This is a genomic window from Sinorhizobium sp. BG8, assembly GCF_016864555.1.
GTDB lineage: Bacteria > Pseudomonadota > Alphaproteobacteria > Rhizobiales > Rhizobiaceae > BG8.
In genome coordinates, this window is record NZ_CP044011.1 from 4,358,043 (window position 1) to 4,380,460 (window position 22,418).

Here is a 22,418-nt window from a genome sequence, read left to right on the forward strand (position 1 = left end):
CGGAGCTCCGGGGCCGATATCGCAACCGCCTCGCGGTTCGGCGCGTTACCGCCAGAACTCCGGGACCGTCTCGCTGAGCCGCGGTCCCAGCCGCAACGGGCCGATCTTTTCCGCAAGCCCGGTGCGATCGGAAATCTCGACGCCGAGGCCACAAATGGTGGCGGGTCCGCTCGCTGCCTCGAAGCGACCCTTCGGCATCTTCGAGATAAAGCGGTTCAGCGGCTCCTCCTTTTCCATGCCGAGGGAGGAATCGTAGTCGCCGCACATGCCCGCATCCGACATGTAGCCGGTACCGCCGTTGAGAATCTGGCAATCGGCCGTCGGCACATGCGTGTGGGTTCCGACGACCACGCTGGCGCGTCCGTCGACAAAGTGGCCGAAGCACTGCTTCTCGCTCGTCGCCTCCGCGTGGAAGTCGAAGATGATGGCATCGGCCTGCTCCCCGAGCGGGCAGGAAGCGAGGATCGCCTCGCCCGTCTTGAAGGGATCGTCGAGCTCGGGGTGCATGAACACCCGTCCCATGACGTTTGCGACCAGCACGCGGGCGCCGTTTCGGGCGAAGAACAGATTGGAACCGCGCCCGGGCGTGCCGACGGGGTAGTTGGCGGGCCGCAGGAACTGGTCGTGGCGGCTCGCGAACGCGACCGCATCCTTCTGGTCCCATACGTGATTGCCCGTGGTGACGACATCGGCACCGGCGTTGATGGTCTCCAGGAAGATGTCCTCGGTGATCCCGAAGCCGCCCGCGGCGTTTTCGCCGTTCACCACCACGAAATCGAGCTTCAGATCGCTGACGAGACCCGGCAACCGGTTCCAGACAGCCGTCCGGCCGGATTTGCCCACCATGTCGCCGAGAAAGAGAAAACGCATCAGACCGCCTGAACCTGAAGATTGAAAACCCGGAAGCCGCTTTCGGTCAGCATGGCGTCCAGCGCCACGTCGTGCGGCTCATCCGGCACAGATGCCACTTCCTGGCAGTCGAATGCAATCCCGATAAGCTTCGGTTCCCTGCCCTTCTTGCGCAGACGGTCGATTGCTCTGTCGTAGTGACCGGCACCGTAACCGATCCGATGGCCCCGCCCGTCGAAGGCCGAAAGCGGCACGAGCAGCACGTCCGGATCAAGAACAGCCGCCTCGGGGCCGGGCCCTGTTGTTCCAAACCCGGTCTTGACCACTGGCTCACCGGGAAGCAGCTCGCGAAAGACGATCGTCTCGCGGTCGAGAATGACCGGCAGGCAGAGCCGCGCGCCGCGTTCCCTCAGCCGCGACATCAGCGGACGCACATCGGCCTCGGAGCGGATCGGCCAGAAACCGGAAATCACCATGCCAGGCTCTATATCGATGCGGTCGCCCGCGTGATCGAGCATGGCGAGGCTGCCCTCGATCCTGGCTTCGGCCGACATCTGATCCCGCAGTGCCAATCGCTCGTTGCGCAGAGCGGCTTTCTGTTCTTTCGGCGTCACGCGTCTCAAATCCCCGGCTGGCTTCTGGCCTTCCATATCGCGCCTGCCGGGTGGAGGGCAACCTCCACGCGGAGCGCAGTCCGGCGCGAGCATAGTGAATCACTGCTGCTTTCGCCGCTCAGGCCGCCTTGGCCCCGACGAGTTCGAGCATGGCCTGCGCCGCGCCTTCGTCGGTGATCAGTGTATTGCAGCCGATCCGCCGGATCGTCGCGCGGATGGCCTGTGCCCGATGCGCGCCACCGGACACGAGAACGATGTGGCGCGCCTTCTTCACCGTGTCGAGGTCGATCGACATGACGCGGTGGCGGATCGGGTGATCGATGGTGTGACCCTCGGCATCGAGGAAATTGCACATCGTGTCGCAGACGCAGCCGGCGGCAACGAGCTCCTTGAGTTCAGCGGGGTCGATGAAATCGCGCGACAGCGAACTCGAAGCCGGGCCGATGTCCCCGCAGCTGACAACAGCGATGTCCATGTTTTCCGCGCGCTCGAACAGGGTCTTCAGCCCGCATTTCTCGATCAGGCTGCGCTTGGTCTCACGCGAATCGACCAGAAGCGGGGCAAGGAACAGGTAGCACTCGGCGCCCAGCTGGCTGGCGAGCCGCCATGTATACTCGATCGGGTTGATGTGATGGGCCTCGACGACACCGCCCAGCAGCGAGACAATCTTCACGCGTTCCCGGCGCGCGGGACGGAAGCTCGCGAGTGATGCGGTGAGCGTTCGCCCCCAGCCGACTCCGATCGTACAATCGTCCGGGATCGCCTCGGTCAGAAACTGCCCCAGCGCCAGTCCGACGCCGTTGGCCGTGGCCTCGGCACTCGCCGCCGCCGGTACAACGATCGCCTCGTCCAGCCCGTAGGCCTTCTCCAGCCGGATCGCGAGCTCCACGCAGTCCCCGATCCCCTCGTTGATCCAGATCTGCACTTCGCTGCGCTTGAGGGCTTCATCCAGCATGCGAATGACCGTTGTCCGGCCGACGCCGAGCTTCTCGGCCACGTCCTTCTGGGTCATCCCCTGATTGTAATAGAGCCAGGCGGCCCTCAGCCTCAGCGAGGCGGATTCTGAGTAGGCCGTGTGCGTTTCCCGCCTGAGTTTTGCCATTTGGGGTTCCCATTGGTCGAGCAGTGATCGCACCCAGCCGGCGCGCATGAGAGCGTCATAGCATATCCAGCGACAATCGCGACATATGTTTGCACGGGCGATCAAAAGTGCTTGACTTTTACCCACCGCCAACACGATAGTCTGGCCTTGCAAGCTGGCGGTTTCTTCCGCCGGCCCACTTCCTGTAACGGCAAGCATGGCGGCGAAAAGGAAGCCGTTCGCTGTGCTGCCGTGACAGGAACCGGTAGACCGCCCAGACGTTTTCATTCCGATGACGGCGTTCAGATAACAGCAACGGGATTTCGAACATGACCTCCAAGCTTGAACAACTCCGCGCCATGACGACCGTGGTGGCAGATACCGGAGATATCGACGCCGTGCGCCGTCTGAAACCGGTCGACTGCACGACGAACCCGACGATCGTTCTGAAGGCCCTCGGCACACCGATGTTCGCAGACACCGTCAGCGAAGCCATTCGCTGGGGCCAGTCCCAGGGCGGCAATCGCGAAGGCGTAGTTTCCGCCGTCGCGGACCGCCTTGCCATTTCGGTCGGCGCAGCACTTTCCGAGCTCGTCCCCGGCCGCGTCTCGACCGAGGTCGATGCAGACCTCTCCTTCGACACCGAAGCCTCCATCGCCAAGGGCCGCGAGATCATCAAGGCCTATGAGGCACGCGGCATCACCCGCGACCGCATCCTGATCAAGCTCGCCTCCACCTGGGAAGGCATCCGCGCGGCGGAAGTCCTCCAGAAGGAAGGCATCGACTGCAACCTGACGCTCCTCTTCAACAAGGCCCAGGCGATCGCCTGCGCCGACGCCGGCGTGTTCCTGATCTCGCCCTTCGTCGGCCGCATTCTCGACTGGCACGTCAAGGCAAGCGGCAAGACCTTCACAGCCGAGGAAGATCCGGGCGTGCTGTCGGTCCGCGCGATCTACGACTACTACAAGTCCAACGGCATCAGCACGATCGTCATGGGCGCATCCTTCCGCAACACCGGCGAGATCGAGGCCCTTGCGGGCTGCGACCGCCTGACGATCAGCCCGGCCCTGCTGGAAGAGCTCGAAGCGGCCCAGGGCACGCTCGAGCGCAAGCTCTCGCCGGAAAAGGCAGTGAAGGTCTCGCCGATCAAGCTCGACGAGAAGGCTTTCCGGTGGATGCTGAACGAGGACGCAATGGCGACCGAAAAGCTCTCGGAAGGCATTCGCGCCTTCGCGAAGGACCTCGGCAGCCTGCGTGCGATGATCGACAAGGAAATGAAGGCGGCCGCCTGACGCCCGCCCCGATCCGCGAGATGAGATTCGGCCGCCCTTCGAGGCGGCCGTTTTCGTTTCAGTCGCGGGCGCGGGCGAAGACCCGCGTCAGCCATTCGATGAACACCCGCACACGCGGCGAAAGCTGCCGGTTGCGCGGATAGAGCAGCGAAACCGGCGTCGGCGTCGGCGGACAGTCCGGAAAAACCTCCACGAGTTCCCCCGATACGAGTGCCGATTGCGCATGATAGCGCGGGACCTGGATCAGCCCCAGGCCGAGCTTGGCGGCCGAGACATAGCTTTCCGCCGCATTGACCATGACGGTCGCGGGCAGCGTCACGTTGCGAACCTTGCCGTCGGCGAAGAACTCCAGTGGCAACAGCGCTCCCGTCGCAGAGGAACGGAAGCCCACCATGACATGCCCGGAGAGAGCGTCGGGATCATCGGGCATCCCGTGCCGCTCGAGGTAGGCGGGCGAAGCGAGCGTCACCTCGTCCAGCATCGCCACGCGCCGCGCGACCATGTCGCTTTCCTGCGGCTCTCCCACCCGCAGCACGCAGTCGATGCCTTCGCGAACCAGATCGACCAGCCGGTCGCCCTCACTCATGTAGAACTGGATATCCGGATAGGTGGAAAGAAACTCCGGCAGGCTGGGCAGCACGAAATGCCGCGCAAGCGTTCCGTGCACGTCCACCCGCAGGAGGCCCTTCGGCTTGACGCCCGCAAAGGCCCCCTCCGCTTCCTCGACATCGGCAATGATTGCAAGGCAGCGCTGGTAGTAGGCCTCCCCATCGAGCGTGGGGCTGACATGCCGGGTCGTACGTTGCAGCAGACGCACGCCGAGCCGGGCTTCGAGTTGCTTGACTGCATCCGTCACGGTCGAGCGCGGCAGCCCCGTATCCTCTGCGGCCAGCGTGAAACTGCGCCTTTCCACGACCCGCGAGAAAACCCGCATGGCTTCGAATCTGTCCATCTGATTGTTCGCATTATTCGGATAGCAATGCCGGATTGTGGCCGATTATCCGCAATCGGAAAAGAGGCATTCTCTCCTCATCGACCAACGAGGTCCGAAACGAAGGAGAACACCATGTCCAGCAACGCAAACCGCACCAGCGAAAGCAAGGTCGCCATCGTCACCGGCGCCTCCCGCGGCATCGGAGCTGCAATCGCCGAACGGCTCGCCGCCGATGGCTTCACGGTCGTCATCAACTATTCCGGCAATGCCGCCCCCGCCGAGGAGCTTGCCCGCAAGATCGAGGTCGCGGGCGGCAAGGCGCTGACCGCCAAGGCCGATGTCAGCGATGCCGAGGCGGTCCGCAGGATGTTCGACGCCGCGGAAACGGCATTCGGCGGCGTCGACGTTCTCGTCAACAACGCCGGCATCATGATGCTCTCCCCGATCGCCGACGCGGACGAGGCGAACTTCGACCGCCAGGTCGCCGTAAACCTCAAGGGTACCTTCAACACCCTGCGCGAGGCGGGCAAGCGGCTCAATGACGGCGGCCGGATCGTCAATTTCTCGACCAGCGTTGTCGGATTCAAGCTCGAAACCTATGGCGTCTATGCCGCCACGAAGGCCGCCGTCGAGACCCTGACCGCGATCATGGCCAAGGAGATGCGAGGTCGAAACATCACGGTCAACGCCGTCGCCCCCGGACCAACCGCGACCGACCTCTTCCTCAACGGCAAGTCGGACGAGGTCGTGGCTCGGATGGCGAAGATGAACCCGCTCGAGCGGCTTGCGACCCCGCACGATATCGCTTCCGTGGTCTCCTTCCTCGCTGGCCCCGACGGCGGCTGGATCAACGGCCAGGTCCTGCGCGCCAATGGCGGCGCGGTCTGAGGACGAACGCGGAGAGAGCGCTCAATCCCACGACCAGCATTTGGCCGCCCCCTTGGGTGGCCTTTCATTTCATCCGTGACGCGGCAGGTGCCCCAACCGACAATGCCGCAACACTTCGCAGCCGCATCTCGCGCAACACAAACAAAGGTTGTAGCCTTGGCGACGAATCTGGAACCGTCCCAGGGAACTGCATGGCTCGCCTTCTGCTGCTGACCGCATTGCTCGTCTTCGCCGTCCTGCCCCAGCCCTCCGGCGCCGCCCGGCAGCACTTCGGCGGGGTGTGGCGGCAGATCCATTCGAACGCCGGCGAATGCCGGACATGCAGGCTCGACATACGGCAGATGGGGCCGTCCCTTGCCATCATCGCGAACAACGGCTGGAGTGCGACGGGAGAGGCCGGCGACGCCGGCAACGCGGACCTTGCGCGCGGGAGCGGCCGCTGGAGGCCGAACACCAGGGCGACCTATGCCGGAAGCCCCTTCGAGATCCGCCTGGTCCTCAACGACGACTATCTCCACATGACGATGCACGTCGCCGCGAGGGAAGGAGGGCGCCGGACGATCCGCGCGATCTTCGAGAGAGCCACGACCTCGGGAACGTGACGCCTGCGGCGCCGACGAGGCAGCGCGAAGGGTCGGAAATGATTGAAGAAAGTGCGATCCACGACGACCGATGGAGATTTACGATCCTGGGTGCCTACAAACGTAGGTGGGCACCGTGTGACCAAGCCCACGAGCCTGGTCAGGGACAGCTCCCTTGGATCGAGTATGGCCCCAGGGATTGTGGTTCCTGTCGGGAAGCGCAGACCGCAGCTCAGATATAGGGGCAAATGCGGCTTCGTACCAGTGGGAAATCGACGTAATCAGTTCGCCGCAGGCTTGCCGTTCAGTTTCGCCGTCATTCCGCGGATCTGGGCGGTGATCTCGCCGAGCGCCAGTGCCAGCGTCTCCTCGCCCTGCGAGACCTCCGCAAGAACGGTCTCGCGACTGTGGCTGAGTTCCTCGACTTCCTTCTCGAGCCGGCCGAGGCGCCGCGTCAGCTCGTTTAACTCATCCATAACCATGATTCCGGCCATCACGGTAAGGCGCAGGTCGCCGATCTCCCCGAACTGGCCTTTGAGGTGACCGACATAGCGGTCGAAGCCCGAGGCGAGGTCCGTCAGGTGTTCCTCCTGCCCCTCCTCGCACGCCATGCGGTAGGCCTTGCCGTCGATTGTTACCGTTACCTGTGCCATCAACAGTGTCCTGGTTCGAGGTCCATCGCGAATGTCGTGGAGCCACTCAACGGTCGAGCACCGCTCGTATCGTTTCCATTGCCGTGACGAGCCTGCGGGAAACTTCCCTGTTCACTTCCTCGAGACGATTGGCCCGGAATTCCGACTGGTCGAGTTCCTGGGCGAGACGCGACCGGTCCACATTCACCCGCCGCACTTCGCCTTCGATTTCACCCTGGTCGCGCTCTCGGTCGAAGCGCATATCGAGAGCGTTGTCGAGGCCATGGACAGCCTTCTTCAACTCCTCGATCGCCGTCCTGAGTGTCTCTCCTGTCATAACAACGCCTCACAGGAACTTTTACGCGAGCACGAATCGCCGCCCCCGGCATCGGCTCCTAAAATGAGACAGTATTCAACAGCGGGCGGAAGCGTCAACAGCGGTAGAACCCGGCACCCGAACGCACCTGTGGATGGCCCTGTTTTCGCGACTGCCTGAACTTTGTTCATCGATCACTTTTGCACCCCCGAATCCGCTTCCAAAACCGGCAAAAACCGCGCAATTCGTTGACTCCCGCGGTGCACCTGCTATGTGTCAGCCGCTTCCTAACCGATGCCTCCCGAAGGCATGGGCCCTGACACCCAGAATCTTACGGAACAGTCATGATCTCTCGCGAAAAACACGACCGGATGGCGAACGCAATTCGCTTTCTTTCCATGGATGCCGTGGAAAAAGCCAATTCCGGACATCCCGGCCTTCCGATGGGAGCCGCGGATATCGCAACGGTCCTTTTCACCCGCTTCATGAATTTCGACCCGAAGGATCCGTCCTGGCCGAACCGCGACCGCTTCGTGCTGTCTGCCGGCCATGGCTCTATGCTTCTCTATTCGCTGCTGTACCTTACCGGTTACGAAGACATCACGATTGATGAAATCAAGAACTTCCGCCAGCTCGGCGCGCGCACGGCCGGCCATCCGGAATATGGCCATGCGGCAGGCATCGAGACCACGACCGGTCCGCTCGGCCAGGGCATTGCCAACTCGGTCGGCATGGCGATCGCAGAGCGCAAGCTGCGCGAGGAATTCGGCGACGACCTCGTCGACCACTACACCTACGTCCTCGTCGGCGACGGCTGCCTGATGGAAGGCATCAGCCAGGAAGCGATCTCGCTTGCCGGCCACCTCAAGCTCAACAAGCTCATCGTCTTCTGGGACGACAACAACATCTCGATCGACGGCCCGATCTCGATTGCGGACTCGACCGACCAGCACGCCCGCTTCCGCGCCTGCAACTGGAACACCATCGCCGTCGACGGCCATGACCCGGATGCAATCGCCGCAGCCATCGAACAGGCGCAGAAGTCGGACAAGCCGACCATGATCGCCTGCAAGACCGTTATCGGTTTCGGCGCGCCGAACAAGGCCGGCACGCACAAGGTTCACGGTTCGCCGCTCGGCGCGGACGAAATCGCCGCAACCCGCAAGGCACTCGGCTGGGAAGCCGAAGCTTTCGTGGTCCCCTCCGACGTTCTCGACGCCTGGCGCCTCGCCGGCCTGCGCTCCACCAAGGCGCACAAGGAATGGGAAGAGCGCCTGGAGAAGACCGAGGCGGAGAAGAAGGCACAGTTCACCCGCCGCTTCGCCGGCGACCTTGAGAGCGGCCTCGACCCGGCCATCCGCGCCTACAAGAAGAAGCTGGCAGAGACCAAGCTCTCCCCGGCAACCCGCAAGGCTTCCGAGGATGCGCTGGAAGTCATCAACGGCGTTCTTGCCGAGACCATCGGCGGCTCGGCCGACCTGACCGGCTCGAACAACACGAAGACCAGCCAGACGGCCTCGATCACGCCGACGGACTTCTCCGGCCGGTACCTCCACTACGGTGTGCGCGAACACGGCATGGCCGCAGCCATGAACGGTATCGCGCTCCACGGCGGCCTCATCCCCTACTCCGGCGGCTTCCTGATCTTCTCGGATTATTGCCGTCCGTCGATCCGCCTTGCCGCCCTCATGGGCATCCGGGTGATCCACGTGCTCACGCACGATTCGATCGGCCTTGGCGAAGACGGTCCGACCCATCAGCCGGTGGAACACATGGCGGCGCTGCGCGCCATTCCGAACCTGCTGATGTTCCGTCCGGCCGACGCCACCGAAACGGCGGAATGCTGGCAGATCGCTCTCGAGAACAAGCATCGTCCCTCTGGCCTCGCGCTGACGCGCCAGAACCTGATGGCCGTTCGCACCGAGTTCGAGGAAGAGAACCTTTGCGCCAAGGGCGCCTATGACCTCATCTCCGCCAGCGACGCGAAGGTCACGATCTTCGCCACCGGCTCCGAGATCGAGATTGCGGTCAAGGCATGCCAGGCGCTGACGGCCAAGGGCGTCGCCACCCGCGTGGTGTCGGTCCCCTGCTTCGAGCTCTTCGAGGAACAGTCCGAGGAGTACCAGAAGGCGATCATCGGCAATTCGCCGGTCAAGATCGCCGTCGAGGCTGGTATCCGTCAGGGTTGGGATCACTTCATCGGTTCCGACGGAATTTTCATCGGCATGCACACGTTTGGCGCTTCGGGCCCCTACAAGGACCTCTACAAGCATTTCGGCATCACGACGGAAGCTGTCGTGGCCGCTGCGGAAGCCAAGCTCGCCTGATCTCCATCGCAGGGCGCCGCCCCTCTGACGGCGCCCTGCCTTCAGCATAGTTTACTTTGACAGGGAGAGACCTGAAATGACCGTGAAAGTAGCCATCAACGGATTTGGCCGCATCGGCCGCAACGTCCTGCGCGCCATCATCGAATCCGGCCGCACCGACATCGAAGTCGTTGCATTGAACGACCTTGGGCCGGTCGAGACCAATGCTCACCTGCTGCGTTACGACTCCGTCCACGGCAAGTTTCCGCACACCGTGACCGTCACCGGCGACACCATCGACGTCGGCCGCGGCCCGATGCGCGTCACTGCGATCCGCGACCCGAAGGAACTGCCCTGGGGTGACGTCGATATCGCTCTGGAGTGCACCGGCCTCTTCACCACCAAGGAGAAGGCGGCTGCGCATCTCGCGAACGGCTCCAAGCGCGTCATCGTTTCCGCGCCCTGCGACAACGCCGACAAGACGATCGTCTTCGGCGTGAACCACGATACGCTGACCAAGGACGACCAGGTCATCTCGAACGCGTCGTGCACGACGAACTGCCTGGCGCCGGTCGCCTATGTTCTCGACAAGGCGTTCGGCATCGAGAAGGGCTACATGACGACGGTTCACTCCTACACGGGTGACCAGCCGACCCTCGACACGATGCACAAGGACCTCTACCGCGCCCGCGCCGCAGCGCTGTCGATGATCCCGACCTCGACGGGTGCAGCCAAGGCCGTCGGCCTGGTGCTTCCGCAGCTCAAGGGCAAGCTCGATGGCTCGGCCATTCGCGTGCCGACCCCGAATGTCTCGGTTGTTGACCTGAAGTTCGTGCCGAAGCGCAGTGTTACCGCCGAGGAAGTCAATGCCGCCATCAAGGCTGCGGCAGAAGGCGAACTCAAGGGTATCCTCGACTACGTGACCGGTCCGCTGGTCTCCGTCGACTTCAACCACGACAGCCACTCTTCGAACTTCGCCGCCGACCAGACCAAGGTCCTCGACGGCAACCTCGTTCGCATCCTTTCCTGGTATGACAACGAGTGGGGCTTCTCCAACCGCATGGCCGACACGGCCGTCGCGTTCGGCAAGCTGATCTAAGCAATGTTCAGGCCCCTCGCCCTCAGGACGGTACGCTGGCGTCCGCTTGAGGGCGAGGGGCTGGAACACCTGACGATTCGCCCGGTGAACGGCGGCATCCGCGCCGAAGGCGTCGTCATCGGCAGTCGCGATGCTGCAGCCTATGGCGTGAGGTACGAGATCGATTGCGACGAGACATGGTATGTCCGTTCGTTCTCGATCGCGGATACCACGGGCCGGCGCCTCGAGCTCCGCTCGGATGGTGCGGGCCACTGGCAACGGCCGGACGGAACGCGGCACGCAGGCGTCGATGGCTGCATCGATATCGACCTTTCCGGTTCCCCCTTCACCAACACTCTGCCGATCCGGCGCCTCGCGCTGAGCCCCGCGCACGGGCGAACGCGCCTGACGATGCTCTACGTGCCGTTCGACACCTTCGAACCTTTCGCCGACGTACAGTGGTATACCTGCCTGCGACCCGAAAGCCGCTATCTCTACGAAGCCGGTGACGGGAGTTTCCGCACCGAGCTTCCCGTGGACGAGGATGGCCTCGTCACCGACTATCCGACCTTGTGCAAAAGAATTTGACGGGAGAAGACCCCATGACCTTCAAGACCCTCGACGACCTCAACGACATCTCCGGCAAGCGCGTTCTCGTCCGCGTCGACCTCAACGTTCCCATGAAGGACGGCAAGGTAACCGACCTGACCCGCATCGAGCGCGTCTCCCCCACCATCCTCGAACTGTCGAAGAAGGGCGCAAAGGTCATCCTGCTCGCCCATTTCGGCCGCCCGAAAGGTGAACCCGTCGCCGACATGTCGCTCGGCCTGATCGTTCCCGCTGTAGCGGGCGTGCTCGGCAAGCCGGTCGCCTTCGGCGCGGACTGCATCGGAGCGCAGGCGGCAAGCGCCGTCTCCGCATTGAAGGACGGCGATATCCTGCTGCTCGAAAACACCCGCTTCCACAAGGGCGAGGAAAAGAACGACGCGGAGTTCACCAAGGCTCTCGCCGCAAACGGCGATATCTACGTGAACGATGCCTTCTCGGCGGCCCATCGGGCGCACGCTTCTACCGAGGGCCTGGCGCACCTGCTGCCCGCCTATGCGGGCCGCACCATGCAGGCCGAACTGGAAGCGCTCGAGAAGGGCCTCGGAAAGCCCGTTCGCCCGGTCGTCGCCATTGTCGGCGGCGCGAAGGTCTCGACCAAGATCGATCTCCTGACCAACCTCGTGAAGAAGGTCGACGCGCTGGTGATCGGCGGCGGCATGGCGAACACGTTCCTCGCCGCCCGCGGCACCAATGTCGGCAAGTCGCTTTGCGAGCACGACCTTGCGGAGACCGCCAAGCAGATCATGATCGAAGCGGCAAGCGCGGGCTGCGCCATCGTTCTTCCTGAGGACGGCGTGGTGGCGCGTGAGTTCAAGGCCGGCGCCGACAACGATGTCGTCGCGATCGACGCGATTCCCGCCGATGCCATGGTGCTCGATGTCGGACCTAAGTCCGTCGAAGCCATCGGCGCATGGATCTCGCGTGCCTCGACGCTCGTCTGGAACGGCCCGCTCGGCGCCTTCGAGATCACGCCCTTCGATGCCGCGACCGTTGCAGCGGCGAAGCACGCCGCAAGCCGCACGAAGGAAGGCGCCCTCGTTTCAGTTGCCGGTGGCGGCGATACCGTCGCGGCGCTGAACCATGCCGGCGTGGCGGACGAATTCACCTATGTCTCGACCGCCGGCGGCGCATTCCTGGAATGGATGGAAGGCAAGCCGCTCCCGGGCGTCGAGATCCTCCAGGCGAAGTAAGCTCAGAAACATCCTGAAAATCACGGCCGCACCTTTCGCGAGGTGCGGCCTTTTTCTTGGCCGAATGCATGCCTCGAAAGGACGCAGGTGCCGGAAGACTTATGCGAAAAGGACCGCGATACTCTCCGGAAATGCCGTGAGCGCGCCTTCCACACCTCGAGAAGCGTGGCAATCGCCAAAAATAGTGATGGAATTTCAAACGATTAAAAAAATTTAAATCGTTTCGCACAATCTGGCCGCGGTTTTAATTACAATTCTCTTCTGTTATCGCGTCGAATGGTTGCAAGGGAGAAACCTATGAGCGAAAGACTGGAAGACATCGCACTGGCCATGGTTGCCAACGGCAAGGGCCTGCTCGCAGCCGATGAATCCACGGCTACCATCAAGAAGCGCTTCGAAGGCATCGGCCTGGAATCGACGGAGACGTCTCGTCGGGACTACCGCGAGATGCTGTTCACCGCCGACGAGGCAATGCGCTCCTACATTTCCGGCGTCATTCTCTATGAAGAGACGCTTTTCCAGAAGGCGGCCGACGGTACGCCGCTTGCCGACGTCATCCGTGCGTCGGACAGCATTCCGGGTATCAAGGTGGATACCGGTGCAAAACCGATGGCCCTGTTCGCCGGCGAGACCGTGACAGAGGGACTTGACGGTCTGGCTGCCCGCCTGGCCAAGTACTACGAGGCAGGTGCCCGTTTCGCCAAGTGGCGCGGCGTCATCGCCGTCAGCGAACAGCTTCCGAGCTACGGCGCGATCAAGGCCAATGCCCAGGCGCTCGCCCGCTATGCGGCGCTTTGCCAGGAAGCCGGCATCGTTCCGATCGTCGAGCCGGAAGTCCTCATGGACGGCGAGCCCGGAAATCATTCGATCGCCCGGTCCGAGGAAGTGACCGAGGAAGTGCTCCGCATCACCTTCGCCGAACTGGCGGACCAGCGGGTGAAGCTCGAAGGCATGATCCTGAAGCCTTCCATGGTGATTGATGGCAAGAAGGTCCGCACGGCGTCCGTCGCCGAGGTTGCCGAGCGCACCGTGCGTGTGCTGAAGCGCACTGTCCCCTCCGCCGTCCCCGGCGTCGCCTTCCTTTCGGGCGGCCAGTCCACCGAGGAAGCGACAGCACACCTTTCCGCGATGAACGCAGGCCATGACCTGCCGTGGGCGCTTACCTTCTCCTACGGCCGCGCGCTCCAGACCGAAGCGCTCAACGCATGGGGTGGAAAGTCGGAGAATGTTGCGGCCGGCCAGCGCGCCTTTACCCACCGCGCCAAGATGTGCAGCCTTGCCGCAAAGGGTTCCTGGAAAAAGGACTTCGAGAAGGCGGCCTGATATCTGAAGCCTGCCGCTTACGAATGCCGACGAACCCGGTCTATTGGCCGGGTTCTTCGTTTTTGTACCCTTCTTTAGTCGCATGCGGCGGCATGGCACTTGCACTCTCGCCGCAGCGGCCTACATTTCAGGTGTGTTCAACGAAATGAAAGGAAGGTGATCCAATGTCTAATGAGATTTCGGACCTCGTCGCAGGCATGGGAAACGTGGTGAGCGAAACGAGGCAGCCCTCGTTCTGACCCAACCTTCCTTCGGACCCATAGGTCCGGGCCTATAGACAGGGCCAAAGCTCATGGAGGGCCGCCACAGAGCGGCCCTTTTTGCTGCGCGCTGACACGCAGGCGTCGCCTGTCACGGACGGATGAGGACGGTCAGCATCATCACCGCAATCGCCCCGACGGCAATCTTCCAGACATCCTTCCGGCGCCTGAGACCCGGCCATCCGATTGGCCGTAGCAGGTGGAGCACCATCACAAGCAGCAGCAGGACCGGCAGGATTTTCGACATACGAGTTCCCTTTTTGCCGTTCCTGTCACAACGGCGACATTTTTCCAAGCGATCAGCGCGTTATTTCCGGAGGAAGCCTCAGCCCACCCCCCAATAAATCGGCACTGGAAATCATGGCCTTAGCGGCATAGTTCTTTCTGATCTCGAATACTGCGGGAACACGATGCGACATAACCTGCTTTCTGTCTTCGCGCTGTTGCTTGGTACGCTGTTCCTGTTTCTCGGCAATGGTCTTCACGGCCTGCTGCTGCCGGTGCGCGGCGCGCTCGAGGGCTACCCAACCACGCTGCTCGGTCTTCTCGGCACATCCTGGGCCACGGGTTTCGTCCTTGGATGCCTGCTCGCGCCGACAGTCGTAAAGCGCATCGGCCATGTCCGCGCCTTTTCCGGGTTCTCGTCGCTGATCGCCATAATTGCGCTCCTGACCGGCATTCTCGTCGATCCCATCTGGTGGGTTGCCTTGCGCGCCTTTACCGGCTTCTCCACCGCCGGCACCTCCATGATCATCGAGAGCTGGCTCAACGAGCGCGCCACCAACGAGAGCCGCGGCGTCATCTTCTCGCTCTACATCGCGATCACCCTGTTCGGTGTGGTCGGCGGGCAGATGATGGTTCCCCTCGGAGACGTGAAGACGCCGATCCTCTTCATGGTCGCAGGCATTGTCTATTGCCTGGCGCTCTTGCCGACCACGCTGTCGACTGCGGCCTCCCCGCAACCGCTGAAGCAGGTCAAGCTCGACATACCCACGCTGTTCCGCACCTCGCCGATTGCGTGCGTGGGCATCGTGCTCATCGGCATCGCCAACGGTGCCTTCGGCACGCTGGGTGCCGTCTTTGGGAGTGACGCCGGCCTTTCGCCGAGTGCGATCGCGGTAATGATGGCGGTGACGATCTTCGCGGGCGCCGTCATGCAGCTTCCGGCCGGCCGCATCTCCGATCGCGTCGACCGCCGCTACGTGCTGGCAGCCCTCTCCGCCATCGGCGCGGTAGCGGGCCTCCTGCTCTTCGTGGTCCAGCCGAACGGGTTCACGCCCCTGCTGATCCTCATCGCCATCTACGGGGCCATGGCCAACGCGCTCTATCCGATCGCGGTCTCCCACGCCAACGACTTTGCGAACCCCGAAGACTTCGTGAAGGTCTCGGGCGGCCTGCTGCTTCTCTACGGCATAGGAACGATCATCGGCCCGACGATTGGCGGCCCGATCATGTCGTCCGTAGGCCCCTACTCGCTGTTCCTGGTCACGGCAATCGCACACAGCCTGATTACCGCCTACGCGATCTTCCGCAGCCGCCGTCGCGCCGCGCGCCCGGCGGCCACCCGCGACGCCTACACGACGATCAACCCCGGCACGCTGACGACGCCTGAGAGCCTGCAGCTTTCTCCCGCGCCCAGCAGTCACAGGCGACCGGCACAGAGAGCGAAGAGGAGCGAGAGTGATGAGCATCAACGACGACGATCGACCCATCAAGCGGCCCGCCCATGACATCGGATGCGACCTGTCCATGCTGTCGGTGGATGAATTGGCGAATCGCATCGAGCTCCTGAAGACCGAGATTGGCCGGCTCGAGGAGGAGAAGCAGCGCAAGGGTGCAAGCCGCGCCGCAGCGGAAGGACTATTCCGCTGAAATCGTCTTGCGAGACGGCCATTTCCGGAGGCTCGGCCCGGTGACGGCAGGCAGGATCAACGTAGAGTTAACCAGGCCTTAAGCTTTATGAGCTATTACTTGCATGTCCGGACTTTCCGGGTTCAGACATCTTCGCCGCTTGGGGATGGGTCTGATTTTTCTCCCTGTTTTACCTTGAGAGCCGCTTGTGCGGCTCTTTTTTTATGTCTTCGTCCGGGCTCCCTCCCTGAAGAGCGTAAACAATTGTGGAGATTAACCTTTTCTTAAGATCTCGCTTGCGCGAAATGGGCTATGGTATCATTCTGTGTGCATGGAACAGCCCGGCGGAACACTACCGTGCAACCGGCGTTACCTGACTTGTGATGCGTTTAACAGGGATAAGATCATGTCCGAACGGGGATTGAATACCGTCAGTTTTGCCGGCCACGCTGCGTCCTCCACGCAGTTCAAGTCTCTGTATGCGGAAGGCATGGGTCTGGTCGAGGAAACCGCGAGCTATCTCGACGGCGCCGGCCGCCAGGCCTCCAAGGTCCTGCCACGCATGGCATCCGTGCTCTACGCCGCAGAATCGATGCGCCTCACCACGCGCCTCATGCAGATGGCCTCGTGGCTGCTTCTGCAGCGCGCCGTCAACAATGGCGAGATGTCGCGCGAGCAGGTGATGTCGGAAAAGAACAAGGTTCGCCTCGACAGCTTCAACGTCGATCGCACCGCACCGGGCTGGGACGACCTTCCGGAAGCTTTCCGCAGCCTCATCGAGCATTCCCTGCGGGTGCAGAACCGCATCGCCCTTCTCGACCGGGAAATCTATCGTCCGCACGAGATGCCGACCTTCGTGCCCGACAACCAGAACAGCGTTCAGGCGCAGCTCAGCCTGCTGCAGACGGCATTCGCCAAGCACTGAGCAACGGTGCGCGTCGAACCTCTCGGACCCGGCCATTGGCCGGGTTTTTTGTTGCCCTCGCCAATGAAGCGGACACCGCGGATCGCCACTCGCCCCATGTTCTCAGACAACAAAAAAGCCCGGCAAAACCGGGCTCTTTCAGAATGCGACAATTTGAAGCAGGCCGTGGGTAACGGCCGCGAGCGCCTATTAGAGGCCGAGGCCTTCGAAGCGCTTCTTGAACTTGGAGACGCGGCCACCGCGGTCCATGAGCTGCTGGTTGCCGCCGGTCCAAGCCGGGTGCGACTTCGGATCGATTTCGAGGTTCATGGTTGCACCTTCGGAACCCCAGGTCGAGCGGGTCTCGTACTCGGTGCCGTCGGTCATCACGACCTTGATGACGTGGTAGTCGGGATGGATTTCAGCCTTCATGACAATGTTCCTGCTTGTTCCGGGGGCCATTTGTCGCATTCCATTGCGGCAGCCGGTCCAAAGACGTAAATGAAGCCGCAGTCGGCTAGAGCTACGGCTTCCCAATTCGATGGCGAGCCTATACATGAAGGCCGTCGCGATAACAAGAGCCGAAACTCAATTCGTGCCGGCAAGTACCGGAATCGAGGATAAATTGAGCGAAGAGAAGCAAGCTGACGCCCCGCAGAAAGTAGGGCGTAAGTCCATCCGGCCGCTGGTCAAGCTCACACCCTACATGAAGCGCTATCGCGGGCTCGTGCTCGGGGCGATTGTTGCGCTGGTTGTTGCCGCCATCACGACGCTTACGCTTCCGATGGCGATCCGGCGTATGATCGACCACGGCTTCTCGCAGTCGGACGCCGGCTTCATCGACACCTACTTCGCCATGCTCTTCGTGCTGGCGCTGGTCCTCGGCATTGCGAGCGCGCTGCGATACTACTTCGTCATTACCCTTGGGGAACGGGTCGTCTCGGATCTTCGCCGCGATGTCTTTTCCCATCTGACGACCCTCTCTCCCGCCTTCTTCGACCGAACCCATTCCGGAGAGATCGTTTCGCGGCTGACCGCCGATACGACGCAGATCAAGTCCGCCGTCGGGGCGACGGCATCTGTTGCCCTTCGCAACATCATCCTCTGTCTCGGCGCTATCGCCATGATGGTCTATACGAGCCCGAAGCTCTCGAGCCTCGTTATCGCCGCCATCCCCATCATCGTTTTCCCGCTCGTGGGCTTCGGGCGCTCCGTACGCCGCCGCTCCAGGGAAGCGCAGGATACGCTCGCCTCCGCCTCCGCCTATGCAAGCGAGGCGATCGGCGCCGCACGCACCTTGCAGGCCTTCAACGGTGAGGACTACGCGCGCGATCGGTTCTCGTCGTCGGTCGAGAAGGCATACTCGGCCGCCCGCTCGGCGATCGTCTCGCGCTCGCTCCTCACGGGCTTCGCCTTCGCCATGATCTTCGGCAGCGTCGTCGCCGTCCTCTGGTTCGGCGCGCAGGACGTTCTGAGCGGCACGCTTTCGGCCGGAACGCTCGGCCAGTTCCTGCTCTACTCCGTCTTCGCCGCCGGCAGCCTGGGCGCGCTCTCCGAAGTCTGGGGCGAACTCTCCCAGGCAGGCGGCGCTACGGAGCGGCTCTCGGAGCTGCTCGCCGAAGAGCCGGCAATCACCGCTCCTGCCAATCCGGTCGCACTGCCGGAGCCAGCGCGCGGGGCCGTGGAGTTCTCCGACGTCCACTTCTCCTACCCGTCCCGTCCCGGCTATCGCAGCGTCAACGGCCTTTCGTTCGCTATCAGGCCGGGCGAGACGGTTGCCGTCGTCGGGCCGTCCGGCGCAGGCAAGAGCACGGTCCTGTCGCTGATCCTGCGGTTCTACGACCCGGTATCGGGCACGGTGAAGTTCGACGGCGTGGATCTGCGCGACGCCGACCCGCACGAGCTTCGCAAACGCATAGCGATCGTCTCCCAGGAAGTAACGATCTTCGCTTCCACGATACGCGACAACATCGCCTTCGGCATGCCCGCGGCAAGCGACGAGGCGATACGGGCTGCCGCACGGGCGGCCCAGGCCGAGGAATTCATCGGGCGCCTGGAGTCGGGCTACGACACGATGGTGGGCGAGCGCGGCATCACGCTTTCCGGTGGCCAGCGGCAGCGCATCGCGATTGCCCGCGCAATCCTGAAGGACGCCCCGTTGCTGTTGCTCGACGAGGCAACCTCGGCCCTCGATGCCGAAAGCGAGACGCTGGTTCAAAAGGCTCTCGACGGCCTGATGGGGCATCGCACGACGATCGTCATCGCCCATCGCCTTGCGACGGTGCTGAAAGCCGACCGTATCCTCGTCATGGATCACGGCCACGTCGTCGAGGAAGGTACCCACCAGTCCCTCATCCGCCAGGGCGGGCTCTACGCAAAACTCGCGCGTCTGCAGTTCGACCACGGCGCGCAGGACATTCTCGCCGCGGTCCGGAACTAGAGCGCGTTGAGAAAGACCCGGGCAGCGGATCCGCGCCCGGAATTGCCTCAAGGCAAGCGGCTCGAGCAGTCTCGCGATTTGGAGAAGGCGGAGATGACCTGATGTCCGCAACTGCGGCCGCAGATGGGGGCCCCGGAATGGAGCTGGTGCCCGTCTCGCCCAGTGCGGAGACCGCCTACTTCTCGGTCAGCTTCAGTTCGATACGGCGGTTCGTGGCGCGGGCGGTGTCCGAGTCCGCCTGATCGATCGGCTGGAATTCGCCGAAGCCGGCTGCGACGAGCCGGTTGGCCGGCACGCCCCTGCTGATCAGGAACTTCACGACAGAGGTCGCGCGCGCGGAGGAGAGCTCCCAGTTGTCTGCATAGCGGCCGGTGCCCGAAAGGGGAACGTTGTCCGTGTGGCCGTCGACGCGCAGCACCCAGTTGATCTCGGCCGGTATCTCCTTGGCGAGATCGAGAAGCGCGGTTGCGAGCTTCGCCATCTCTACCTCGCCGGCAGGGTTCAGCTCGTTGCTGCCGGAGGGAAACAGCACTTCGGACTGGAATACGAACCGGTCTCCGACGATGCGGATGTTTTCGCGGTCCGAGAGGATCTCCCTGAGCCTGCCGAAGAAGTCCGACCGGTAGCGGTTCAGTTCCTGCACGCGTTGGGCAAGGGCCACGTTGAGGCGTCGGCCGAGATCCGCAATCTTGGCCTGCGACGACTGGTCCTTGGCTTCCGATGCCTGCAGGGCCTGTTCGATCGCCGCGATCTGGCTGCGAAGCGCCGAAATCTGCTGGTTGAGGATCTCGATCTGGCTCATCGCCCGGGCGCTCACTTGCTTCTCGGTATCGAGCGATTCCGTCAGCGTCCCGATCTGCGCATTGGCCGCCGCCGAGGCGCCGGACCCCTGGTCAAGAAGCTGCTGCAGGCGGGAACGCTCGCCCTCGGACTGGGCAAGGGAAGCCTGCAGGTTGGCAAGAGAATCCTCCAGATCCTGCTTCCCGCTCTTCTCAAGCGCCAGGAGTTGCGTGAGCTCGTTGATTTGGCTGGTCAGCCGGTTCAGAACATCGTCCTTGCCCGTAATCTCGCGGCTCAGGAAGAACTGCGCCAGCACGAAGACGCAGAGCAGGAACATGATCGAAAGCAGCAGGGTGGAGAGAGCGTCCACGAAGCCGGGCCAGTAGTCTATCGCCCGCTCGCTCCGGCGGTTGCGAGAGAGACCCATGCCTATTCGCCTCCAGCCCTGTCATGAATCTTGTCCTGCAGCCGCTCCTGCTGGCGATCGGATACGCCGGTGCGGCTCGCCAGGCGATCCAGCGTTCGGCGAAGTGCCTTGGCCTCTTCCTGCTGCGATTCGATCCAGTCGCGCAGCATCTGCTGCTCGCTGCGCATGTTCTTGACCAGCCCCTGGATGCCTTCTGCCAGGCTCGCCATGGCAGCACTTGAGCGGCTGTGTCCACCACCCTCCTGCGAAAGCTTGAGGATCTGCTCGGCCAGGGCGCGCATGTCGACCGAGTTGTCGGCAGAAATCTCCGCCACCGCCGGAACCTCCGCGCCGACATCGGTTACCGAGGAAAGCCAGTTTTCGAGTTCAGTATAGAAACGGCTCTGGGCCCGCCCGGCCTGCAGATCGAGAAAGCCGAGAATCAGCGATCCGGAGAGGCCGAAGAGCGACGTCGAGAACGCGGTTCCCATTCCCTGCAGCGGCGTCGACAGGCCTTCCTTCAGGGTCGTCAGGATATCGCCCGAGGTGCCGGCGCCCGCGTCGAGAGACTGGATCACGGTGTTGATCGACCCGATCGTGCCGAGCAGGCCCCAGAAGGTACCGAGCAGGCCGAGGAAGACGAGCAGGCCGATCAGGTAGCGCGAGGTGTCACGTGATTCGTCTAGCCGCGACGCAAGCGAATCGAGGATGGAGCGAAGCGCCGTCGTGGAGATCGCCATCGAGTGACGGCGGCCGATCAGCGCACGCATCGGCGCAAGCAGCACGGGGTTGCGGCCAACCTTCTCGGCGCTTCCTGCGGCACGGAAGGAGTTGAACCACCGGACCTCTGGCCTCAACGCCAGAACATGGTTGAAAACCAATAGGATACCGATGATCAGGACGCCGAGAATGAGGCCGTTCAGACCTGGATTGCTCAGAAATGCGGTATGCGCCTGCCGGAAAAGGATAGCGACGACAAACCCGACAATGATCAGAAAGATCACCATGATCCAGAAGAAGGACATGGGACTCGAGAGCTTGTGGGAGTATTCACTCCCCGACTCGGCCGACGCTCCCCATCCCGACAGTGTCAGCTTTGCCATATGTCCAGAGTCTCCTGCTGCCCTTAACGCCCGGAGACTAGAGGAAGATTGCGCCGAATTGAAGAGGATAGCTTTAACACCATCGCGATCATTTGCGCACATCCGCCGGCGCGGCTGAAGCCGCGCCGGGGCCTAGGCCGTCAGCGCTGCGGCACGGGGCGGTGCACGACCTCCATCAGCGCCTTGTGGATATGTTCGTTGCCTGCAACCATCGAGCCGGTTTCCAGCATGGCGTTGCCGCCGTTGAGGTCGGTGACGAAGCCGCCCGCCTCGCGGATGAGCAGGATGCCGGCTGAGATGTCCCAGGCCGCGAGGTCACGCTCCCAGAAGCCGTCGAAGCGGCCGGCCGCGACATAGGCGAGGTCGAGCGATGCCGCTCCCTGCCGGCGCACGCCGGCGACTTCACCCATCACGTGACGGAGTTCGATCAGGAACTTGCCGTGATTGCCGCGCCCGAGATGAGGAACGCCGCAGCCGACGACCGCATCCGACAGGCTCTTTCGCATGGCGACCCGAAGGCGCCGGTCATTGACGAAGGCGCCGCCGCCGCGTTCCGCGGTGAAGAGTTCGTCGGTGGCGGGGTTCAGGATCACAGCCGCGACGATCTCGCCGTTGCGCTCGAGCGCGATGGAGCTGGCGAAGCACGGTATGCCGTGCAGGAAGTTCGTGGTGCCGTCCAAGGGATCGACGATCCAGCGGTGCGCGCCGTCGGTTCCCTTGATCTCTTCGCTCTCCTCACCGAGGAAGCCATAGGTCGGGCGCGCCTTCAGCAGTTCCTCGCGGATAAGCTTCTCGGCCTTGCGGTCGGCCTGCGAGACGTAGTCGCCTGGTCCCTTGAGCGAAACCTGCAGGTTCTGCACTTCGCCGAAGTCACGCGCGAGCGACTTGCCCGCCTTGAATGCGGCCTGAACCATGACGTTGAGAAGGGCTGAGCGAGCCATGTGGCATGTCCTTTGGTCTATCGGGCAAAGGCGCACGAGC

23 protein-coding genes and 1 other RNA gene are annotated in these 22,418 nt (G+C 63.0%); 12 read left to right on the plus strand and 12 right to left on the minus strand.

The features are described 5' to 3' along the window. Positions 1–45 precede the first annotated feature (45 nt). The 3 genes from F3Y30_RS20290 to F3Y30_RS20300 all read right to left on the minus strand — a co-directional run bounded on the left by F3Y30_RS20290 (position 46) and on the right by F3Y30_RS20300 (position 2,565). On the minus strand, positions 46–870 hold the full coding sequence (locus tag F3Y30_RS20290; RefSeq protein ID WP_203424452.1) for a YmdB family metallophosphoesterase: 825 nt from the start codon (positions 868–870) through the stop codon (positions 46–48). Continuing rightward, positions 870–1,463 carry a 5-formyltetrahydrofolate cyclo-ligase gene (locus F3Y30_RS20295; RefSeq protein WP_203424453.1) on the minus strand — a complete coding sequence of 198 codons (594 nt, stop codon included), beginning with the start codon at positions 1,461–1,463 and terminating at the stop codon, positions 870–872. Before F3Y30_RS20295 ends, F3Y30_RS20290 begins: the two co-directional genes overlap by 1 nt. Positions 1,464–1,581: 118 nt before the next feature. Continuing rightward, a complete protein-coding gene (locus F3Y30_RS20300; RefSeq protein WP_203424454.1) occupies positions 1,582–2,565 on the minus strand; it encodes a sugar-binding transcriptional regulator in 984 nt (327 codons plus the stop codon). 308 nt (positions 2,566–2,873) lie between these two features. Here F3Y30_RS20300 and tal point away from each other — a divergent pair, with 308 nt between their 5' ends. Continuing rightward, positions 2,874–3,836 carry a transaldolase gene (gene tal / locus F3Y30_RS20305; RefSeq protein ID WP_203424455.1) on the plus strand — a complete coding sequence of 321 codons (963 nt, stop codon included), beginning with the start codon at positions 2,874–2,876 and terminating at the stop codon, positions 3,834–3,836. A gap of 58 nt (positions 3,837–3,894) precedes the next feature. On the opposite strand, the gene F3Y30_RS20310 is transcribed toward tal, so the two are convergent. Continuing rightward, a complete protein-coding gene (locus F3Y30_RS20310; RefSeq protein WP_203424456.1) occupies positions 3,895–4,788 on the minus strand; it encodes a LysR family transcriptional regulator in 894 nt (297 codons plus the stop codon). 114 nt (positions 4,789–4,902) lie between these two features. Between F3Y30_RS20310 and F3Y30_RS20315 the strand changes: the two genes are divergently transcribed. Beyond that, a complete protein-coding gene (locus F3Y30_RS20315; RefSeq protein ID WP_203424457.1) occupies positions 4,903–5,658 on the plus strand; it encodes an SDR family oxidoreductase in 756 nt (251 codons plus the stop codon). A gap of 191 nt (positions 5,659–5,849) precedes the next feature. After that, positions 5,850–6,260: a hypothetical protein gene (locus tag F3Y30_RS20320; protein WP_203424458.1), complete on the plus strand. Its 411-nt coding sequence runs from the start codon at positions 5,850–5,852 to the stop codon at positions 6,258–6,260. A 51-nt stretch (positions 6,261–6,311) separates the two neighbouring features. Here the strand turns inward: F3Y30_RS20320 and ssrS are convergent. From ssrS to F3Y30_RS20335, 3 genes are all read right to left on the minus strand, one after another. Next, positions 6,312–6,469: non-coding RNA, 6S RNA (gene ssrS / locus F3Y30_RS20325), on the minus strand. 51 nt (positions 6,470–6,520) lie between these two features. Further along, positions 6,521–6,892 (minus strand): cell division protein ZapA, encoded by a 372-nt coding sequence (locus F3Y30_RS20330; RefSeq protein ID WP_203424459.1) that lies wholly within the window; start codon positions 6,890–6,892, stop codon positions 6,521–6,523. Positions 6,893–6,938: 46 nt separating this feature from the next. Further along, positions 6,939–7,208 (minus strand): DUF4164 domain-containing protein, encoded by a 270-nt coding sequence (locus F3Y30_RS20335; protein ID WP_203424460.1) that lies wholly within the window; start codon positions 7,206–7,208, stop codon positions 6,939–6,941. Positions 7,209–7,531: 323 nt separating this feature from the next. Between F3Y30_RS20335 and tkt the strand changes: the two genes are divergently transcribed. The 5 genes from tkt (at position 7,532) to F3Y30_RS20360 (ending at position 13,693) form a co-directional block, all read left to right on the plus strand. Further along, positions 7,532–9,514: a transketolase gene (tkt, locus tag F3Y30_RS20340; protein ID WP_203424461.1), complete on the plus strand. Its 1,983-nt coding sequence runs from the start codon at positions 7,532–7,534 to the stop codon at positions 9,512–9,514. 76 nt (positions 9,515–9,590) lie between these two features. Next, a complete protein-coding gene (gene gap, locus F3Y30_RS20345; protein WP_203424462.1) occupies positions 9,591–10,592 on the plus strand; it encodes a type I glyceraldehyde-3-phosphate dehydrogenase in 1,002 nt (333 codons plus the stop codon). 3 nt (positions 10,593–10,595) lie between these two features. Next, complete coding sequence (locus F3Y30_RS20350; RefSeq protein WP_203424463.1) at positions 10,596–11,159, plus strand: putative glycolipid-binding domain-containing protein; 564 nt, start codon at positions 10,596–10,598, stop codon at positions 11,157–11,159. A 14-nt stretch (positions 11,160–11,173) separates the two neighbouring features. Then, complete coding sequence (locus tag F3Y30_RS20355; RefSeq protein ID WP_203424464.1) at positions 11,174–12,370, plus strand: phosphoglycerate kinase; 1,197 nt, start codon at positions 11,174–11,176, stop codon at positions 12,368–12,370. Between the two features lie 297 nt (positions 12,371–12,667). Further along, positions 12,668–13,693 carry a class I fructose-bisphosphate aldolase gene (locus F3Y30_RS20360; protein WP_203424465.1) on the plus strand — a complete coding sequence of 342 codons (1,026 nt, stop codon included), beginning with the start codon at positions 12,668–12,670 and terminating at the stop codon, positions 13,691–13,693. Between the two features lie 351 nt (positions 13,694–14,044). Here the strand turns inward: F3Y30_RS20360 and F3Y30_RS20365 are convergent, their stop codons facing one another. After that, positions 14,045–14,200, minus strand: coding sequence for a hypothetical protein (locus tag F3Y30_RS20365; protein WP_203424466.1), 156 nt, complete (start codon positions 14,198–14,200; stop codon positions 14,045–14,047). Between the two features lie 163 nt (positions 14,201–14,363). Here F3Y30_RS20365 and F3Y30_RS20370 point away from each other — a divergent pair, with 163 nt between their 5' ends. From F3Y30_RS20370 to F3Y30_RS20380, 3 genes are all read left to right on the plus strand, one after another. Next, positions 14,364–15,683, plus strand: a complete 1,320-nt coding sequence (locus F3Y30_RS20370; protein ID WP_203424467.1) for an MFS transporter — start codon at positions 14,364–14,366, stop codon at positions 15,681–15,683. Next, positions 15,637–15,825, plus strand: a complete 189-nt coding sequence (locus F3Y30_RS20375) for a DUF1192 domain-containing protein (RefSeq protein WP_203424468.1) — start codon at positions 15,637–15,639, stop codon at positions 15,823–15,825. Before F3Y30_RS20370 ends, F3Y30_RS20375 begins: the two co-directional genes overlap by 47 nt. 385 nt (positions 15,826–16,210) lie before the next feature. Further along, positions 16,211–16,729: a DUF1465 family protein gene (locus F3Y30_RS20380; RefSeq protein WP_203424469.1), complete on the plus strand. Its 519-nt coding sequence runs from the start codon at positions 16,211–16,213 to the stop codon at positions 16,727–16,729. A 189-nt stretch (positions 16,730–16,918) separates the two neighbouring features. On the opposite strand, the gene rpmE is transcribed toward F3Y30_RS20380, so the two are convergent. After that, positions 16,919–17,140: a 50S ribosomal protein L31 gene (rpmE, locus tag F3Y30_RS20385; protein WP_203424470.1), complete on the minus strand. Its 222-nt coding sequence runs from the start codon at positions 17,138–17,140 to the stop codon at positions 16,919–16,921. A gap of 274 nt (positions 17,141–17,414) precedes the next feature. On the opposite strand from rpmE, the gene F3Y30_RS20390 reads away from it, so the two are divergent. Beyond that, positions 17,415–19,148, plus strand: a complete 1,734-nt coding sequence (locus F3Y30_RS20390) for an ABC transporter transmembrane domain-containing protein (protein ID WP_246753004.1) — start codon at positions 17,415–17,417, stop codon at positions 19,146–19,148. Positions 19,149–19,323: 175 nt separating this feature from the next. Here F3Y30_RS20390 and F3Y30_RS20395 read toward each other — a convergent pair whose 3' ends face one another. The 3 genes from F3Y30_RS20395 to F3Y30_RS20405 all read right to left on the minus strand — a co-directional run bounded on the left by F3Y30_RS20395 (position 19,324) and on the right by F3Y30_RS20405 (position 22,378). After that, a complete protein-coding gene (locus tag F3Y30_RS20395; protein ID WP_203424472.1) occupies positions 19,324–20,355 on the minus strand; it encodes a peptidoglycan -binding protein in 1,032 nt (343 codons plus the stop codon). A 2-nt stretch (positions 20,356–20,357) separates the two neighbouring features. Beyond that, positions 20,358–21,437: a MotA/TolQ/ExbB proton channel family protein gene (locus tag F3Y30_RS20400; protein ID WP_203424473.1), complete on the minus strand. Its 1,080-nt coding sequence runs from the start codon at positions 21,435–21,437 to the stop codon at positions 20,358–20,360. A gap of 140 nt (positions 21,438–21,577) precedes the next feature. Continuing rightward, positions 21,578–22,378 carry an inositol monophosphatase family protein gene (locus tag F3Y30_RS20405; RefSeq protein WP_203424474.1) on the minus strand — a complete coding sequence of 267 codons (801 nt, stop codon included), beginning with the start codon at positions 22,376–22,378 and terminating at the stop codon, positions 21,578–21,580. Between the last annotated feature and the right edge of the window lie 40 nt (positions 22,379–22,418).